Raw genomic sequence first — 15,391 nt, 5'->3', positions numbered from 1 at the left:
GCCCTTAAAAAACAGGTAAAATTTAACCTACTTTAGTATGTGTTTCATCTCCTGATCAATGCGCTGATTTTATATCAGGTCCTGATGTGATTATTTAATCACCATACATATTTCGTTTTTCTGTATTTGGCTAAGTCAAATACCTTTGGTGCTCTTTTGTCGAAGACAAAGGGGTTTTGGGCTGTTTATTTTTTGAAAATAGACAAAAACTGAATATTTCTTTGAAGCAGAAATATATCGTGAAGTAATGTCATGGCTAAAAAACCAATTTATAAGTCACTATATTTTCAAGTGATCGTTGCCATTATTGCGGGTGTATTGGTGGGGCATTTCTCACCAAGTGGCACACAAATTATCAATGGTACCGAGCAATACGTAAAAGGCTGGGGTGAATTGTTCTATCCACTAGGACAAGGTTTCATCAAGCTGATTAAAATGATTATTGCACCTGTGATCTTCTGTACCGTGGTGAGTGGTATTGCAGGTATGGAAAGCATGAAATCTGTGGGTAAAACAGGTGGTGTCGCTTTACTATACTTCGAAATTGTTTCGACCATCGCACTCATCATTGGTCTTGCAGTAATTAATATTGCAAAACCAGGTGTAGGCATGAACGTAGATCCAGCATCTTTAGATACTTCAGGTATTTCTAAATATGTTGAATCTGGTGCAGCACAATCTACCCAAGATTTCTTTATGAATATCATCCCAAACACCGTTGTTGGTGCGTTTGCTGAGGGTGAGATTCTTCAAGTTCTATTATTTGCCTTATTATTTGGTTTTGCATTGCATAAACTTGGTGATGCAGGTAAGCCTGTATTGAAGTTTATTGATCAAATTGCACATGTATTCTTTAACATTGTAAACATGATCATGAAGCTTGCGCCAATTGGTGCCTTCGGTGCGATGGCTTATACCATTGGTAAATATGGTATCAGTAGTTTGGCGCAATTGGGTCAGTTGATCATCTGCTTCTATATTACCTGTTTGCTGTTTATTTTCCTTGTACTTGGCTCAATTGCACGTATTTGCGGTTTCAGTATCTTGAAAATGATTCGTATGATTCGCGAAGAATTATTGATCGTACTAGGTACGTCATCTTCAGAATCTGTACTGCCACGTATGTTGAAAAAACTCGAACTTGCAGGTGCAGAAAAATCTGTAGTGGGTCTGGTTATTCCAACAGGCTATTCATTTAACCTAGATGGTACGTCTATTTACCTGACTATGGCGGCGATCTTTATTGCACAAGCGACCAATACGCCGCTTGATATTTCGCATCAGATCACTTTGTTATTGGTTCTACTGATTTCATCTAAGGGTGCTGCGGGTGTGACGGGTTCAGGCTTTATTGTTATGGCTGCAACACTTTCTGCTGTGGGGCATATTCCTGTTGCTGGTTTGGCATTGATTCTTGGTATTGACCGTTTCATGTCAGAAGCACGTGCATTAACCAACCTTGTAGGTAACTCATTGGCAACGATTGTGGTTGCGAAATGGGTGGGTCAATTAGACAAAGAAAAACTAGATTTTGCTTTAGCAAATCCTGAAGAAATTGATCGTCAGATGCAAGAAGAAGGCAATGCACATCATGCCTAAGGCTGATGCTGTGATGTAAAAGATGTCATTTAAAAAGGAAGCTTCGGCTTCCTTTTTTTATGTAAGCCCAAAGCCAAATTTGAACGCTTTAGTTTTTAGGCATGACGGCTGTTCTAAACTGCAATAGGATGGAACTCAACAAAATAACAAACTCAACCAAGGAAGAAACACATGCTAGCTTATGATGCAGACTTAGAATTATTTCGAGATAACTTTCGCCGCTTTATGGCAGAGCATGTCGCACCATATTATGAGCAATGGGAACGTGAAGGCATTATGCCGCGTTCAGTATGGAATGCTTTGGGTGAAAATGGCTTTTTATGTGTGGATGTGCCTGAAGAATATGGCGGCTATGGCGTCCCAACGCATTATTCACTGATGCTAGTCGAAGAATCTGCGCGAGCAGGTTTTAGTGCATTATCGACAGGTATTTCATGCCATTCTGAAATTGCAGCGCCTTATATTTTGCACATTGGTTCAGAAGAACAAAAACAATATTGGTTACCGAAAATGGTCACAGGTGAAGTGGTCGGTGCTATTGGTATGACGGAGCCGGGAGCAGGTTCGGACTTACAGTCTATGCGCAGTAGTGCAATTTTGCAGGGCGATCATTATCTACTCAATGGCTCGAAAACTTTTATTTCAAATGGTCAACATGCAGACCTTGTGGTATTGGCTGCGAAAACTGATCCACAAGCACGTGCCAAAGGTGTGTCATTACTTTTAGTCGATACACATTTGGATGGATTTAAGAAAGGTACCAACCTCGACAAAATTGGTCTGCATGCGCAAGACACTTCAGAGTTGTTTTATGACAACGTCAAAGTGCCAAAAGAGCAACTTTTGGGTCAAGCTGGACAAGGCTTTGCTTACTTGATGCAAGAGTTACCGCGTGAACGTACCGCAATTGCCTCGACTGCAATTGGTGCGATTCGTGGTTCCATTGATGTGGCAACGCAGTATGTTAAAGAGCGACAAGCGTTCGGACAGGCGATCGGACAGTTCCAAAATACTCGTTTTGTCTTGGCACAGGCTAAGATTGACGAATTGGCTACAGCGGCATTTTATAATCAAAATGTTGAACTTTATATGCAAGGCAAACTTGATGTTGAAACTGCAGCAGCACTCAAGAGCTTTTCTACCGATATGCAAATGAAAGTGGCCCATAATCTACTTCAATTATTTGGTGGCTATGGTTATATGACGGAATATCCAATTTCACGTTTCTTTGTCGATGCACGTATTCAGCAAATCTACGGTGGCACCAATGAAATTATGAAAGAAATCGTGGCACGAAGTATTTTAGGTCGATAAACAAATTATCAGGCTGAAAATTAAAATAGCGAAGTGATGACTTCGCTATTTTTTTAAGATGTCTTTCTATAGATTTGCGTGTTTGAATTAGATTATGCGGTTGAGTGTAAGTGAATATATTGAGACCTAAGATAATGACGGTTGCCCCAAAACTTGCAGACAGACTTCGATAAATTCAGGTATATCTAAAGTACTGCGAGACGATATATATAGGTTATTATCATTCACGACCGATTGATCCGACACCACCACACCTGCGTTTAACAAAGCAGATTTCAGCGTGTCAGATTGGGCGAAATGACGACCTTGTATGACACCAGCTTCTAATAACAACTGTGGACCATGGCAACTGCTCAAGATCGGCTTTTGGCTATCTGCAAAATTACGTACAAAATAGATAAAACGGTCGTCTAAAGCGAGTTTTTCGGGGGAATAACCGCCGGGGATAAACAAGGCATCAAAATCATGCACAGAGGCGTCGTCGATACTCTGGTCAATGGTGATCTGGGAACGGCGTTTAATGCCGTGAACGATTTTTCCAACCTGATCTTCGATATTGATAATGCTGTGCCGAGCGGCTCGAAATGCCTCCACAGGCTCAAGATACTCAATATCTTCAAAATCGTAGGTCACTAACACTGCAATTTTCTTGTGCATACTTGTACCTATGGGTCTGTTATTTTTTTTCTGATATTTAGACTACAAAGCAATGATAAAAATTACCTGTGTCTTTTGTAATAAATGCGTCAATGACTGTAAACACTAGATGAAAGTGCCTATTAAGTCACTGAAAAAACGATCAATGACCAAGTGTTTATATAGATCATCTTTAAGTTTCAAATTATTTCTATGCCATGAAAACCAAGTTTTGAAATTTTTATTTTGCTTCAAGTATTGAGAGCAAAATTTAAAACTGAAATGACCAATGAAACAAATTGATTGATGGGCTTATACAAGGAGATGGATCTGAGGCAAATTTGGAGGAAAAGAGAAGGGCTATTTATTGTGCTGCTCAAGATGAATGATCAATAAAGCCGTCAAAAGGTAAGATTTGCCTTAATTATGGCTTTACCTATCAGTTTGGCTGTTTTGGCTCTTAAGTTAAGCTGATGAAGCTTTAATCAACTGTATGTTTTTAAGGCTGAAACCATCAAAGTCGTATTGCGCAACATTTGAAAGCTAACTATTGTTATACTGTTTGCAAAATTTTTTTGAAGGGCGACATAACAATGATCAACGATGATCAAAACACTCCGACTTCTCTGGACTTAGCTCAAATTCGTGAAGATATCGACTCTGTTGATATGCAGATTCAACAACTTATCAACCGTCGTGCGAAACTAGCTGAAGCTGTGGCAAAAGCAAAATTTGCTGCAGAAGAGAATCCATTGTTTTATCGTCCTGAACGTGAGGCGCAAGTTTTACGCAAAGTTATGGATCGTAACGAAGGCCCATTGTCTGATGTGACAATGGCACGTTTATTCCGTGAGATCATGTCGGCTTGTTTAGCCCTTGAAGCACCGCAAAGTATTGCGTTCTTAGGTCCAGTTGGGACTTATACACATTCGGCAGTGTTGAAACACTTTGGTCAAGACGCTGTGGTGCGCCCATTACCAACAATTGATGAAGTATTCCGCGAAGTAGAAGCAGGCAGTGCGCACTATGGTCTTGTGCCTGTAGAGAACTCATCTGAAGGTGTAGTGAACCACACCCTAGATTGCTTCAAATCTTCACATCTGAATGTTATTGGTGAAGTGGAGCTGCGTATTCATCACCAGTTCCTAGTGTCTGAAAACACACGTAAAGACAGCATTAAACAAATTTATGCTCATCAACAAACTTTGGCGCAATGCCGTGGTTGGTTAGATGCACATTATCCGGGTGTAGAACGTGTTGCACTCAGTTCAAATGCAGAAGCTGCACGCCGTATTCGCAATGAATGGCACTCAGCAGCAATTGCTTCTGAAGTCGCTGCGAACATTTACAACCTTGAAATTTTGCATAGCAATATTGAAGACAATCCTGAAAATACTACTCGTTTCTTGGTGATTGGTCGTGAGAAAGTGCCACAATCGGGCAATGATAAAACTTCATTGTTGATTTCTGCGCATGACCGTGCGGGGGCATTACTTGAAATTCTTGCACCGTTTGCCAAGCATAATATTAGCTTAACAAGTATCGAAACACGTCCTGCATTACCAGAAAAATGGGCTTATGTATTCTTTGTGGACTTGGAAGGTCATGTTGAGCAAGAAAACGTGAAAGCGGCAATTGAAGAAATTCGTCCGTTAGTAAAAGAAATTCGTGTATTGGGTTCATATCCGATTGCTGTTCTTTAAGATCACAACTGTGATCAATTCCATCAGGAGTTGATCACCTTCATCATTTGAAAAAACTGGAAGTGTAAAATGACGTTTGTCCCAGCCAATGAAGGCATTGCAAAGCTAAAGCCTTACCAACCAGGTAAACCAATTAGTGAACTTGAGCGTGAGTTGGGTATTACAGATATCGTAAAACTCGCATCAAATGAAAACCCATTGGGTTGTTCTGACAAAGTGAAAGAAGCGGTTGCTGCTGAACTTGCAGAAATTGGTCGATATCCGGATGGTGGCGGTTTTATTTTGAAAGACCAAGTTGAAAAACAATTTGGTATTGCACATGACCGCATTACGTTAGGTAATGGTTCAAACGATCTTCTAGAAATTTTCGCTCGTGCTTTTGTTTCAGAGCAAGACTCTGTGGTGTATAGCCAACACGCATTTGCTGTGTATGGTCTGGTGACACAAGCCATTAATGCTGAAGCGATTGAAGTGCCTGCAAAAGGTTTTTCACATGACCTAGATGCAATGGCTGCGGCAATTAAAGACAATACTAAATTAATTTTTATTGCGAACCCAAATAATCCAACAGGTACATGGTTTGAAGAAGCTGAATTTGAAGCGTTCATGCAAAAAGTACCTGCAAATGTGATCGTGGTTTTAGATGAAGCTTATGTGGAATATTTCCCAGAAAACTTCAACAGCTTGAAATTCTTAGATCAATACGCAAACTTAATCGTTAGCCGTACCATGTCAAAATGCTATGGCTTGGCTGCACTACGTGTAGGTTTTGCTTTGGCTTCAGCTGAAGTGACGGATTTCCTTAATCGTATTCGTCAACCCTTTAACGTAAACCATCTTGCAATGGTGGCTGCTGTTGCTGCACTCAAAGATGAAGCGTTTATTGAAAAATCACGTGTAGTCAATAAAGCAGGTATGGCGCAACTTGAGTCAGGATTTGATGCTCTAGGTTTAGCATATGTGCCTTCACGTGCGAACTTCATTTTAGTTAATGTAAAAGCAGATCCTGCACAGACCTTTAATGCTTTATTAAAAGAAGGTGTGATTGTTCGTCCAGTTGGTATCCCTGAGCATTTACGTGTATCAATTGGGACTGAAGCTGAAAATGCTAAATTCTTGGCGGCATTAGCTAAAGTTTTGGGCTTAGAGGCTAAAGCTTAAGTCATGTCTGTGCCACTATTTGAAAAAGTTGCTTTTATTGGGCTTGGTCTGATTGGCTCAAGCCTAGCTCGCGTCATGATTGCTGAAGGTTTGGCTAAGGAAATTGTGGCGTCTACGCGTTCACAAAAAACTTTAGAAGATGCAAAAGCTTTAGGGCTTATTCAGCAGGGTTATAGCGATCCTGCTGAAGCGGTCAAAGGTGCAGATCTTGTTGTTTTGGCTTTACCTGTTCGTGCGACACAAAAAGTCCTTGAAGCGATCAAACCTTATCTATCCGAACAGACGATTATTACCGATGTTGGAAGTACCAAAGGCAATGTTGTTGATGCAGCTAAAGCGGTTTATGGTGAGCAATTACCTGCTGGTTTTGTACCGGGGCATCCGATTGCGGGGGCTGAACTAACAGGTGTGCATGCCGGTAAGGTAGATTTATTTGCTAATCACAAAGTGATTTTGACACCATTACCTAGCAGTGCAGATTGGGCTGTAGAGAAACTGATTCAATTGTGGCAAGCTGCCAAAGCGGAAGTGATTTGCATGGATGTGGAAAAACACGATGAAGTGTTGGCCCATACCAGTCATCTTCCGCATTTGATGGCATTTAACTTGGTTGAGCAACTTGCGAACCGAGAAGACAATTTAGATATTTTCCGTTATGCCGCTGGCGGTTTTCGTGATTTCTCACGCATTGCTGCAAGCGACCCACATATGTGGCATGACATCTTTTTTGCCAATAAAAAGGCAATTTTAAATGCGGTGGATGGCTTTGAAAAACAATTGGCTATTCTTCGCAAACTGATTGAAGATGAAAACTCACAAGCGTTGATGGGACTGTTGGGGCATGCACAAGCGGCACGTCAACATTTCAATCACATGCTCGCAAAGAAACCACTGATGGAGAAAAATAAAGTGACGACACAGCAATTCAAAATTTTACCGGGTCCAAAGCAATTCCAAGGTAAATTTACTGTGCCAGGTGATAAATCTGTGTCACATCGCTCTATCATGTTTGGTGCTATTGCAGAAGGCACAACGCATGTCACTGGTTTCCTTGAAGGTGAAGATGCCTTAGCAACCCTTCAAGCATTCCGCGATATGGGGGTGAGTATTGAAGGTCCTAAAAACGGCGAAGTCACCATTCATGGTGTAGGTATGCATGGTTTAAAAGCTCCTGCAGGCGCTTTGTATATGGGTAACTCAGGCACTTCAATGCGTTTGCTTTCAGGCATGTTGTCGGCACAGAAGTTTGATTCGGTGATGACGGGTGATGCGTCATTATCAAAACGTCCAATGGAACGTATTGCAAAACCATTACGTGAAATGGGTGCGCAAATTCAAACCACAGGTGAGCGTGGTACGCCGCCCGTGTCTATTTCTGGAAGTCAAAACCTTAAAGGTATTCACTACGACTTACCTATGGCATCTGCACAAGTAAAATCTGGTATTTTGTTGGCAGGTCTTTGGGCGGAAGGTGAAACTGTTGTCACTGAGCCGGAACCAACACGTGACCATTCAGAGCGTATGCTTCGTGCATTTGGTTATGACGTGAAAACAGAAGGCAACCGCATTTCACTTCAAGGTGGCGGCAAGTTAGTCGGTACAGACATTCAAGTACCCTCTGACATTTCATCTGCAGCATTCTTTATGGTGGGTGCAGCGATTACCGAAGGTTCAGATGTCACTCTCGAAGCGGTCGGCATTAATCCAACCCGTACAGGTGTGATCGAAATTTTAAAACAGATGGGCGCTGACCTGACTGTTGAAAATGAACGTATCGCTGGCGGTGAGCCGATTGCAGATATTCGTATTCGTGGTTCACGCACGCTTAAAGGCATTCATATGCCAGAAGATCAAGTGCCATTGGCGATTGATGAATTTCCAGCACTGTTTATTGCAGCGGCATGTGCAGAAGGTCAAACCATTTTGACCGGTGCAGCTGAACTTCGAGTGAAAGAGTCGGATCGTATTCAAGTGATGGCAGATGGCCTAAAAATTATGGGTATTGACTGCACACCTACTGATGACGGCATCATTATTGAAGGTCAAGGTAAAACGGGCGAGTGGGGTGCAATCTTCACAGGTGGTCAAATCGAATCACATCATGACCACCGTATTGCAATGAGCTTCTCAATGGCAGGTTTACGTACTTCGGGTGAAATTAATATCGTGGGTACAGAAACCGTTGCGACCAGCTTCCCGACATTTACAGAGCTAGCCACTCAGGCCGGTTTAACGATTGCCGTAAGTGAATAAATAATTCACCAAAATTGTATATTTATTCAACAACAGCCAAGCAAATGCTTGGCTGTTTGGTTTTAATTGCTTATGCTAAAACCATACAACAAGAATGTCTTTGGATAGATACATGAGAAAACTACAATTCACCGCGCATAGCGAGTCAAATCGAGTTGAAAGCAGTGCTGATACGCAAACTCAGGTTGCTGAATTATTGGCAAATAAATTAGAGCGTTATGGCTTTCAAACGTTATCGCAAAGTGGTGATCAGATTGCAGTCAGTGTCGATCAGCATGAATTGCCGCTTTCAGTGACATGTCAGGGGCAGGATGAATCAGGTCGTTTAGTCTGTGAAATTACCTCTTATCCAGATGAAGACCAAGATTGGTTAGATCGTATTACTGAGCAAAGTTTATTGAACCAATTGGCTCAAGCAGTCGAAAACAGTTTAAAAGAAGAAGAGTCATATAGTGAGTTTCAATGGAAACAAATGACAAAATGATCTGAAAAATTGAATTAAAAATCATCCATAAAAAAGCAGCATAGCGCTGCTTTTTTGTTTTTAACAGAATGTATTGAACAAGGTTATAGACATTCAATATTGATTGGATTAATGGTTCGATTGCTCTTTTTCACATAGTCACACATTTTTTCTGACTCTTGTTCATTGAGTCCCCAAAACACGATCACACCACGTTGATCAGTCAATTTACTATCGCTTAAATAAATATAATGGGTGTCATGATAGTTTTTATCGAGCATATCTTTATATTTTTGATCGGTAAAAGGTGAACAAGATGAAATTTCAGCTTCTTTACACACCGAGTCACTCGAACAGCGTTGCTTAAAGGTTGAAATCATATTCATGGTGTCTGTGCTGTTGAGCTGGGCTTCACACACTTGGCTATTGGGAAAGTCGTAGACCATCTTTAAGCTAAAATCACGACCATCGACATTCATCTTGTATGACGCAGTCAAATAGGCTTTGGGACCATCGTTCGCAGCAACCGTAGACGCTGGCAAATTTGTCGTTGTGGATGGGGTTGAATTAAAATAATAAACCAAAGCTGCAATGCCTAGACTTAAAATCACAGCAACAATAAATTTCATTTTTCCCTCTAAATTTTATGTTCATTTTTCTGGGTATTATTTCTGCAGTTGGTCATATAAACAAGTAAATAATTGGTTTTTCGATAAAAAAATGTTGCGTAATAAAAATTAAACTAGCGACGAATTAGGTCATTACATGTTGAATAGATAATGATGGCCAATGCACTAAAAAGATGGATAAATCGAAGAGCTGTAGGTGAATTTATCTGAAATATTGGTGGGGAATAGAGCGGTCACTAGGCAAAAAAAATGAGCCAGTTAAGCTGACTCATTTTTTTGTATTTTTTATACTAAAAAGCGTGAAATCGCAATACGAAGCTGTTTTAGATAGCCCGTAAAGAAGTGGTTTGCACCTGGTAAAACCGTGATTAAATGGCGCTGTGGTTTGGCCCACTGAATCAAGTCAGATAACAGTGTGACATTATCTTCTTCACCATGAATAAATAAAATATCACCCTTAATATGCGGAGTCACATAGTGACGCACACCTGCAACTGTTGTGGTTGGTAGGCCACATAAAATAGTTTGTACAGGCTGCAATTCTACTGGCAATAGGGCATAGCATTTAGTCATGACATTTGCACCAAAACTAAAACCGCCTGCATAAAATGGCAAGTTTGGGTGTTGGCTACGAGCAAATTCAATGACTTGCATGGTATCTTTGGTTTCACCATTGCCTTCGTCATGTATTCCTGCACTTTGGCCAGAGCCGCGGAAACTTGGGCGATAGACAACATAGCCACGTTCTAAGAACATTTGCGCTAAAAGCACAGGTACTTTGTGCTGTGGTGTGCCACCTTGCAATGGGTGAGGGTGTGTAACTACCGCGAATCCTTTCACTTCACCCTGTGGATAATCAACAAAAATTTCAAGCTGACCAACAGGCCCTTGAATGAACAGTTGTTCTGACATAATGACTAAAATGTGAAAGCGGGAGAGTCGCATAGTTTACAGATTAATATTATCTAAAACACAGATTGGATTTGAAAATACTCTACTGTTATAGTTTGTTTAATTAAAAATTAATCAGGATGTTTATGCTCGCTTTAATTTCTCCAGCAAAAACTTTAGATTACGAAACCGCTTTACCGACTGAAAAATTCACTCAACCACGGCTATTAGATCATTCTGAAGAATTAATCTCAGTCGCACGTAAATTGTCGGTAAGTGAAATTTCAAGCTTGATGAGTGTCAGTGAGAAAATTGCGACTTTAAATGTTGAGCGCTTCCGAGATTGGCAGCCTGATTTTGATTTTGCCAATGCACGCCAAGCAATCTTTGCCTTTAAAGGTGATGTATATACCGGTTTAGATGCTTATAAACTTACAAACTCAGACCTTGAATATGCACAAACCCATTTGCGTATGCTCTCGGGTCTCTATGGTTTATTGCGTCCGCTTGATTTAATGATGCCATATCGTTTAGAGATGGGGACCAAGCTGCAAAATCCACGTGGACATAACCTATACGAGTTTTGGGACAATACCATCACCAATCTCATCAATGACGATTTGGAAAAAGCGGGCTCTGAACTTTTGGTCAACATCGCTTCAGATGAATATTATAAGTCGGTCAAAGAATCAAAAATTAAAGCCGAAATCATCAAGCCAGTTTTTCTCGATCAAAAGAACGGCAAATATAAAGTCATCAGCTTCTATGCCAAAAAAGCACGTGGCCTAATGGCGCGATATTTGTTGGAAAATAAAATTGAACGTATTGAAGAAATCAAGTCGTTTAATACCGATGGATATTATTTCGATGCTGAGAGTAGCTTAAAGGGCGAATTGGTCTTTAAGCGAGATGAGCAACAAGCCGCTTAAGTTCAAGATTGAAAATTTTGAATCTGTAAAAAATATGAATAGCCGCTGTTTTTAAGTCAGCGGCTTTTTTATCTTCTTCACTCGGGATGTAACGGTGGGCCTGTGAAATTGATCGTGCTTTAAATTTCGTATATGAAATGATCTACAATTTGAGGCTTTTTACGGAAAAGGATTCGAAAAATCATTCAGCGATTATCTTGTCTATCAGTCTAAAATATATTACAAAGTTAACATTGATCGAACAAATAGCTTATTAAATGACTTAATAAGATATAAAATTGTGAAATACGTCACTTTTTTGTTTAAGTTTTTTGTTATTATAGCCAAATATTTAAACATGAATAAAATTTTGTTATGAAAAAAATACTGATACCAATTTTTATACTCAGCATTTTATTTTTAGGATTTAGTGTTTATAAAAATGCTGAGTTAAAGCGACAGCAAGAAATTAATCAGGTGTTCAATGATGATTTGAACGCATCACCTTATATGCGCTAAAAAAAATCAATCTTGCTGCTTTTGAATTGAGCTCAAGCATGATCTTGAAGAGTTCGTCTAAATATTGATATTTTATTTTTACATATAATAATTTGAAACTTTATAAATAAAACAATGTCTTAAATTTACTAAATTGAAAAGCGATGAAAATGTGGAAACATTAAAAAATCAATGTGTTATAATTTTACGAAATTAATTTGATCAGTATTTATTGATATTAAATACGAATTAAATGACATAAATAGAGGAGCTGCATAGGTTTATGCAGCTTTTTTGTTTGCAAATTTCAACATTTGTACCGTGTTGTATGCTGTTGAAAATAGGATTTTTTAAAGCCTACAATCTGCCGAATTGGCATATTCGTTGCTTAGGCATACATAAAATTAATGATGAATACATCACATGATTAATTTTGTGGAATGCTTATATGCATAAAGTTTACTTCATAGGGGCTAGGTCATGACGACTCCTAATCCATCTTCCGAGAACATGCTTGAACGTCTGTTTAAACTGAGCGAAAACAAAACCAGTTTCAAAACAGAAGTCATTGCAGGTGTAACTACTTTCTTGACAATGTGTTACATCATTATTGTCAATCCAATGATTTTGTCCGAAACGGGTATGGATCATGGAGCTGTTTTTGTCGCAACGTGTCTAGCAGCAGCCATTGGCTGTTTAGTAATGGGTATTGTTGCTAACTATCCAATTGCACTAGCACCGGGTATGGGCTTAAACGCTTACTTTACCTATTCCGTGTGTTTGGGTATGGGGGTGGATTGGCAAACTGCTTTAGCAGCTGTTTTTGTCTCTGGCCTTGTTTTTATCGCTATCAGCATGTTCAAAATCCGTGAAGCGATTGTCAATGCGATTCCAATGTCGCTTAAACTGGCGATCGGTGGCGGTATTGGTTTATTCCTTGCGCTGGTTTCTTTGAAAAATGCCGGCATTATTGTTGATAACCCTGCAACATTGGTTAGTCTGGGTGATTTAAAACAGCCGTCTGTCTTGTTAGCTTTACTTGGCTTCTTGATGGTTGTGGTTATGCATCACTTTAAAGTACGTGGTGCAATCATCATCAGTATTTTGGTGATTACTGCAATTTCAACCCTGCTGGGCTTCAACGAATTTAAAGGTGTTGTAGGTGCTATTCCTTCAATTGCTCCAACATTCATGCAAATGAACTTTGAAGGTCTATTCACCGCAAGTTTGATTGGCGTGATCTTTGTATTCTTCTTGGTCGATTTGTTTGACTCTACAGGTACATTGGTCGGTGTATCACACCGCGCAGGCTTATTAAAAGACGGTAAATTACCACGCTTGAAGAAAGCATTATTTGCTGACTCATCTGCAATTGTTGCGGGTGCGGCATTGGGTACGTCTTCAACTACGCCTTATATTGAATCATCAGCAGGTGTTGCTGCCGGTGGTCGTACAGGTTTAACTGCGGTTGTGGTTGCTGTATTGTTTATTTTGGCATTGTTCTTAGCGCCACTTGCTCAGTCTGTACCAGGTTTTGCAACTGCACCAGCATTATTGTTTGTTGGCGTGTTGATGATTCAAGGTATCGTTCATATTGAGTGGGATGATATTACTGAAGCAGTCCCAGCATTCTTAACAATTGTATTTATGCCGTTTACGTATTCAATTGCAGACGGTATTGCAATGGGCTTCATCAGCTATGCATTGGTTAAATTGCTTACAGGTAAGGCGAAAACTGTACCATATATGGTCTGGATTATTGCTGCACTTTGGGCATTAAAATTTGCTGCATTTGGCGGTTAATACTGTCAAATAGCGAAAGGGTGTAAACTCCGTTTGCACCCTTTTTTATTTTTATGAGGATAAAAGATGGATCAACTTGAGCTGATTCGCGCTTTGCCAAAAGCAGAGCTACATGTGCATATTGAAGGGACATTTGAGCCTGAACTCATGTTTGCAATTGCCCAACGCAACAATATTGCAATTCCTTATCAGTCAGTCGAAGAATTAAAAGAAGCGTATAACTTTCATAATTTACAGTCTTTTTTAGACATTTATTATGCAGGTGCAAATGTACTGATTCATGAGCAAGATTTTTATGATTTAGCATGGGCATATTTAGAAAAATGTGCAGAAGATCATGTGGTTCATACTGAAATGTTCTTCGACCCACAAACTCATACAGATCGTGGCGTTGCTTTTGAAACTGTTTTGAATGGCTTACAACGCGCTTGTAATGATGCCAAAGTAAAACTGGGCATTAGCTCACATCTGATTATGTGTTTCTTACGTCATTTATCTGAAGATGCAGCATTTTCAACTCTAGAACAGGCTTTGCCATATAAAGATCAAATTATTGGTGTCGGTTTAGATTCGAGTGAAGTGGGGCATCCGCCATCAAAATTCGAACGTGTTTTTGCCAAAGCACGTGAAGCAGGTTTTCTTATTGTTGCGCATGCAGGGGAAGAAGGTCCAGCAGAATACGTATGGGAAGCCTTGGATCTACTGAAAGTAAATCGTGTTGACCATGGTGTACGTTCAGAAGAAGATCCTGTCTTAATGCAGCGTTTAATTGCAGAGAAAATGCCATTAACCGTTTGCCCGCTAAGCAATTTAAAGCTCTGTGTGGTCAATAATATGGCTGAGCATAATATTCGCCGTCTATTGCAACAAGGTGTGCATGTGACCGTCAATTCAGATGATCCATCGTACTTTGGTGGTTATATGAATGATAACTTCATTGCGATCACCAAAGCGCTTGATCTAAGCAATGCAGAGTTAAAGCAACTGGCAATCAACTCTTTTGAAGCATCATTTATTTCAGTTGCTGAAAAACAAGCTTGGATTAAAAAGATTGAAGCGTTGAATTAATAATCAGCGTATAATCTCAGGCAGTGAATATTCACTGCCTTTTTTATGTTTAAATCATGCTTTTCTCTCATTCAAATCGCTCTATATTTGCCCCATCGATTACATTTTTAGCCTCAGTATTGATTTCTTCGGCTGCTATTGCAGATAAATCAAGTTTAAGTCAGCGTATGCTAAAGCCTGTGATTGAATATCAATGCTCGCAAGAATTAAATAGTTCTAAAATTTGGAAAGGCGCTGCGTTGTTTATGAGTGCTCAACAGAAAAAAGACAATCAAACTGCGATTTGTCAGTGCGTGAGTGAGCATGCCATGGATGATATCGGTGCGAAAGATCTGATGACTGCTGCAGTGAATGAAACTGAAAAGAATAAACTGATTTCTAAAGCGGTTTTGAATAGTATGCGCGGCTGTGCTCAGCAAGTGCTGAATTAAAAGATGATGCTCACAATAAAAGCCACATGATGTG

13 protein-coding genes are annotated in these 15,391 nt (G+C 39.9%); 10 read left to right on the top strand and 3 right to left on the bottom strand.

Annotated features, from left to right (window positions below; genetic code table 11):
• Nucleotides 1-252 precede the first annotated feature (252 nt).
• The gene (locus tag FTU65_RS07705; protein WP_180066623.1) at nt 253-1,599 is read left to right on the top strand and encodes a dicarboxylate/amino acid:cation symporter; all 1,347 of its coding nucleotides are present in this window, start codon (nt 253-255) and stop codon (nt 1,597-1,599) included.
• A 171-nt stretch (nt 1,600-1,770) separates the two neighbouring features.
• Nucleotides 1,771-2,913 carry an acyl-CoA dehydrogenase family protein gene (locus FTU65_RS07700; RefSeq protein WP_180065547.1) on the top strand — a complete coding sequence of 381 codons (1,143 nt, stop codon included), beginning with the start codon at nt 1,771-1,773 and terminating at the stop codon, nt 2,911-2,913.
• Nucleotides 2,914-3,039: 126 nt separating this feature from the next.
• Here FTU65_RS07700 and FTU65_RS07695 read toward each other — a convergent pair whose 3' ends face one another.
• Complete coding sequence (locus FTU65_RS07695) at nt 3,040-3,570, bottom strand: DJ-1/PfpI family protein (RefSeq protein WP_180065550.1); 531 nt, start codon at nt 3,568-3,570, stop codon at nt 3,040-3,042.
• A gap of 572 nt (nt 3,571-4,142) precedes the next feature.
• Here FTU65_RS07695 and pheA point away from each other — a divergent pair.
• The 4 genes from pheA (at nt 4,143) to FTU65_RS07675 (ending at nt 9,150) form a co-directional block, all read left to right on the top strand.
• On the top strand, nt 4,143-5,252 hold the full coding sequence (gene pheA, locus FTU65_RS07690; protein WP_078194414.1) for a prephenate dehydratase: 1,110 nt from the start codon (nt 4,143-4,145) through the stop codon (nt 5,250-5,252).
• 69 nt (nt 5,253-5,321) lie between these two features.
• Nucleotides 5,322-6,413, top strand: coding sequence for a histidinol-phosphate transaminase (hisC, locus tag FTU65_RS07685; protein WP_180009484.1), 1,092 nt, complete (start codon nt 5,322-5,324; stop codon nt 6,411-6,413).
• Nucleotides 6,414-6,416: 3 nt separating this feature from the next.
• The gene (locus FTU65_RS07680; RefSeq protein ID WP_180065552.1) at nt 6,417-8,666 is read left to right on the top strand and encodes a bifunctional prephenate dehydrogenase/3-phosphoshikimate 1-carboxyvinyltransferase; all 2,250 of its coding nucleotides are present in this window, start codon (nt 6,417-6,419) and stop codon (nt 8,664-8,666) included.
• Between the two features lie 112 nt (nt 8,667-8,778).
• Complete coding sequence (locus FTU65_RS07675) at nt 8,779-9,150, top strand: hypothetical protein (RefSeq protein ID WP_078189090.1); 372 nt, start codon at nt 8,779-8,781, stop codon at nt 9,148-9,150.
• Nucleotides 9,151-9,233: 83 nt separating this feature from the next.
• Here FTU65_RS07675 and FTU65_RS07670 read toward each other — a convergent pair whose 3' ends face one another.
• Nucleotides 9,234-9,758 carry a hypothetical protein gene (locus tag FTU65_RS07670; RefSeq protein WP_180065554.1) on the bottom strand — a complete coding sequence of 175 codons (525 nt, stop codon included), beginning with the start codon at nt 9,756-9,758 and terminating at the stop codon, nt 9,234-9,236.
• Between the two features lie 285 nt (nt 9,759-10,043).
• A complete protein-coding gene (locus FTU65_RS07665) occupies nt 10,044-10,670 on the bottom strand; it encodes an alpha/beta hydrolase (protein ID WP_078194407.1) in 627 nt (208 codons plus the stop codon).
• 125 nt (nt 10,671-10,795) lie between these two features.
• Between FTU65_RS07665 and yaaA the strand changes: the two genes are divergently transcribed.
• The 4 genes from yaaA (at nt 10,796) to FTU65_RS07645 (ending at nt 15,357) form a co-directional block, all read left to right on the top strand.
• On the top strand, nt 10,796-11,578 hold the full coding sequence (gene yaaA / locus FTU65_RS07660) for a peroxide stress protein YaaA (RefSeq protein WP_180065556.1): 783 nt from the start codon (nt 10,796-10,798) through the stop codon (nt 11,576-11,578).
• A gap of 957 nt (nt 11,579-12,535) precedes the next feature.
• Complete coding sequence (locus FTU65_RS07655; RefSeq protein ID WP_180065558.1) at nt 12,536-13,858, top strand: NCS2 family permease; 1,323 nt, start codon at nt 12,536-12,538, stop codon at nt 13,856-13,858.
• A 66-nt stretch (nt 13,859-13,924) separates the two neighbouring features.
• Nucleotides 13,925-14,926, top strand: a complete 1,002-nt coding sequence (locus tag FTU65_RS07650) for an adenosine deaminase (protein ID WP_180065560.1) — start codon at nt 13,925-13,927, stop codon at nt 14,924-14,926.
• A 56-nt stretch (nt 14,927-14,982) separates the two neighbouring features.
• The gene (locus tag FTU65_RS07645; protein ID WP_180009410.1) at nt 14,983-15,357 is read left to right on the top strand and encodes a hypothetical protein; all 375 of its coding nucleotides are present in this window, start codon (nt 14,983-14,985) and stop codon (nt 15,355-15,357) included.
• Nucleotides 15,358-15,391 lie beyond the last annotated feature (34 nt).

This window comes from Acinetobacter sp. YH12129 (genome assembly GCF_013418685.1).
Lineage (GTDB): Bacteria > Pseudomonadota > Gammaproteobacteria > Pseudomonadales > Moraxellaceae > Acinetobacter > Acinetobacter amyesii.
Note: the sequence above shows the minus strand (reverse complement) of the source record. Positions and strands in the feature narration are given on the sequence as shown.

What these genes read in the sequence shown, in the direction of transcription:
- FTU65_RS07650 (WP_180065560.1), top strand. Translation starts at nt 13,925, where the DNA reads ATGGATCAACTTGAGCTGATTCGCGCTTTGCCAAAAGCAGAGCTACAT.
- FTU65_RS07655 (WP_180065558.1), top strand. Translation starts at nt 12,536, where the DNA reads ATGACGACTCCTAATCCATCTTCCGAGAACATGCTTGAACGTCTGTTT.
- FTU65_RS07695 (WP_180065550.1), bottom strand. Translation starts at nt 3,570, where the DNA reads ATGCACAAGAAAATTGCAGTGTTAGTGACCTACGATTTTGAAGATATT.
- FTU65_RS07680 (WP_180065552.1), top strand. Translation starts at nt 6,417, where the DNA reads ATGTCTGTGCCACTATTTGAAAAAGTTGCTTTTATTGGGCTTGGTCTG.
- FTU65_RS07700 (WP_180065547.1), top strand. Translation starts at nt 1,771, where the DNA reads ATGCTAGCTTATGATGCAGACTTAGAATTATTTCGAGATAACTTTCGC.
- yaaA (WP_180065556.1), top strand. Translation starts at nt 10,796, where the DNA reads ATGCTCGCTTTAATTTCTCCAGCAAAAACTTTAGATTACGAAACCGCT.
- FTU65_RS07645 (WP_180009410.1), top strand. Translation starts at nt 14,983, where the DNA reads ATGCTTTTCTCTCATTCAAATCGCTCTATATTTGCCCCATCGATTACA.
- hisC (WP_180009484.1), top strand. Translation starts at nt 5,322, where the DNA reads ATGACGTTTGTCCCAGCCAATGAAGGCATTGCAAAGCTAAAGCCTTAC.
- FTU65_RS07670 (WP_180065554.1), bottom strand. Translation starts at nt 9,758, where the DNA reads ATGAAATTTATTGTTGCTGTGATTTTAAGTCTAGGCATTGCAGCTTTG.
- FTU65_RS07705 (WP_180066623.1), top strand. Translation starts at nt 253, where the DNA reads ATGGCTAAAAAACCAATTTATAAGTCACTATATTTTCAAGTGATCGTT.
- FTU65_RS07665 (WP_078194407.1), bottom strand. Translation starts at nt 10,670, where the DNA reads ATGTCAGAACAACTGTTCATTCAAGGGCCTGTTGGTCAGCTTGAAATT.
- FTU65_RS07675 (WP_078189090.1), top strand. Translation starts at nt 8,779, where the DNA reads ATGAGAAAACTACAATTCACCGCGCATAGCGAGTCAAATCGAGTTGAA.
- pheA (WP_078194414.1), top strand. Translation starts at nt 4,143, where the DNA reads ATGATCAACGATGATCAAAACACTCCGACTTCTCTGGACTTAGCTCAA.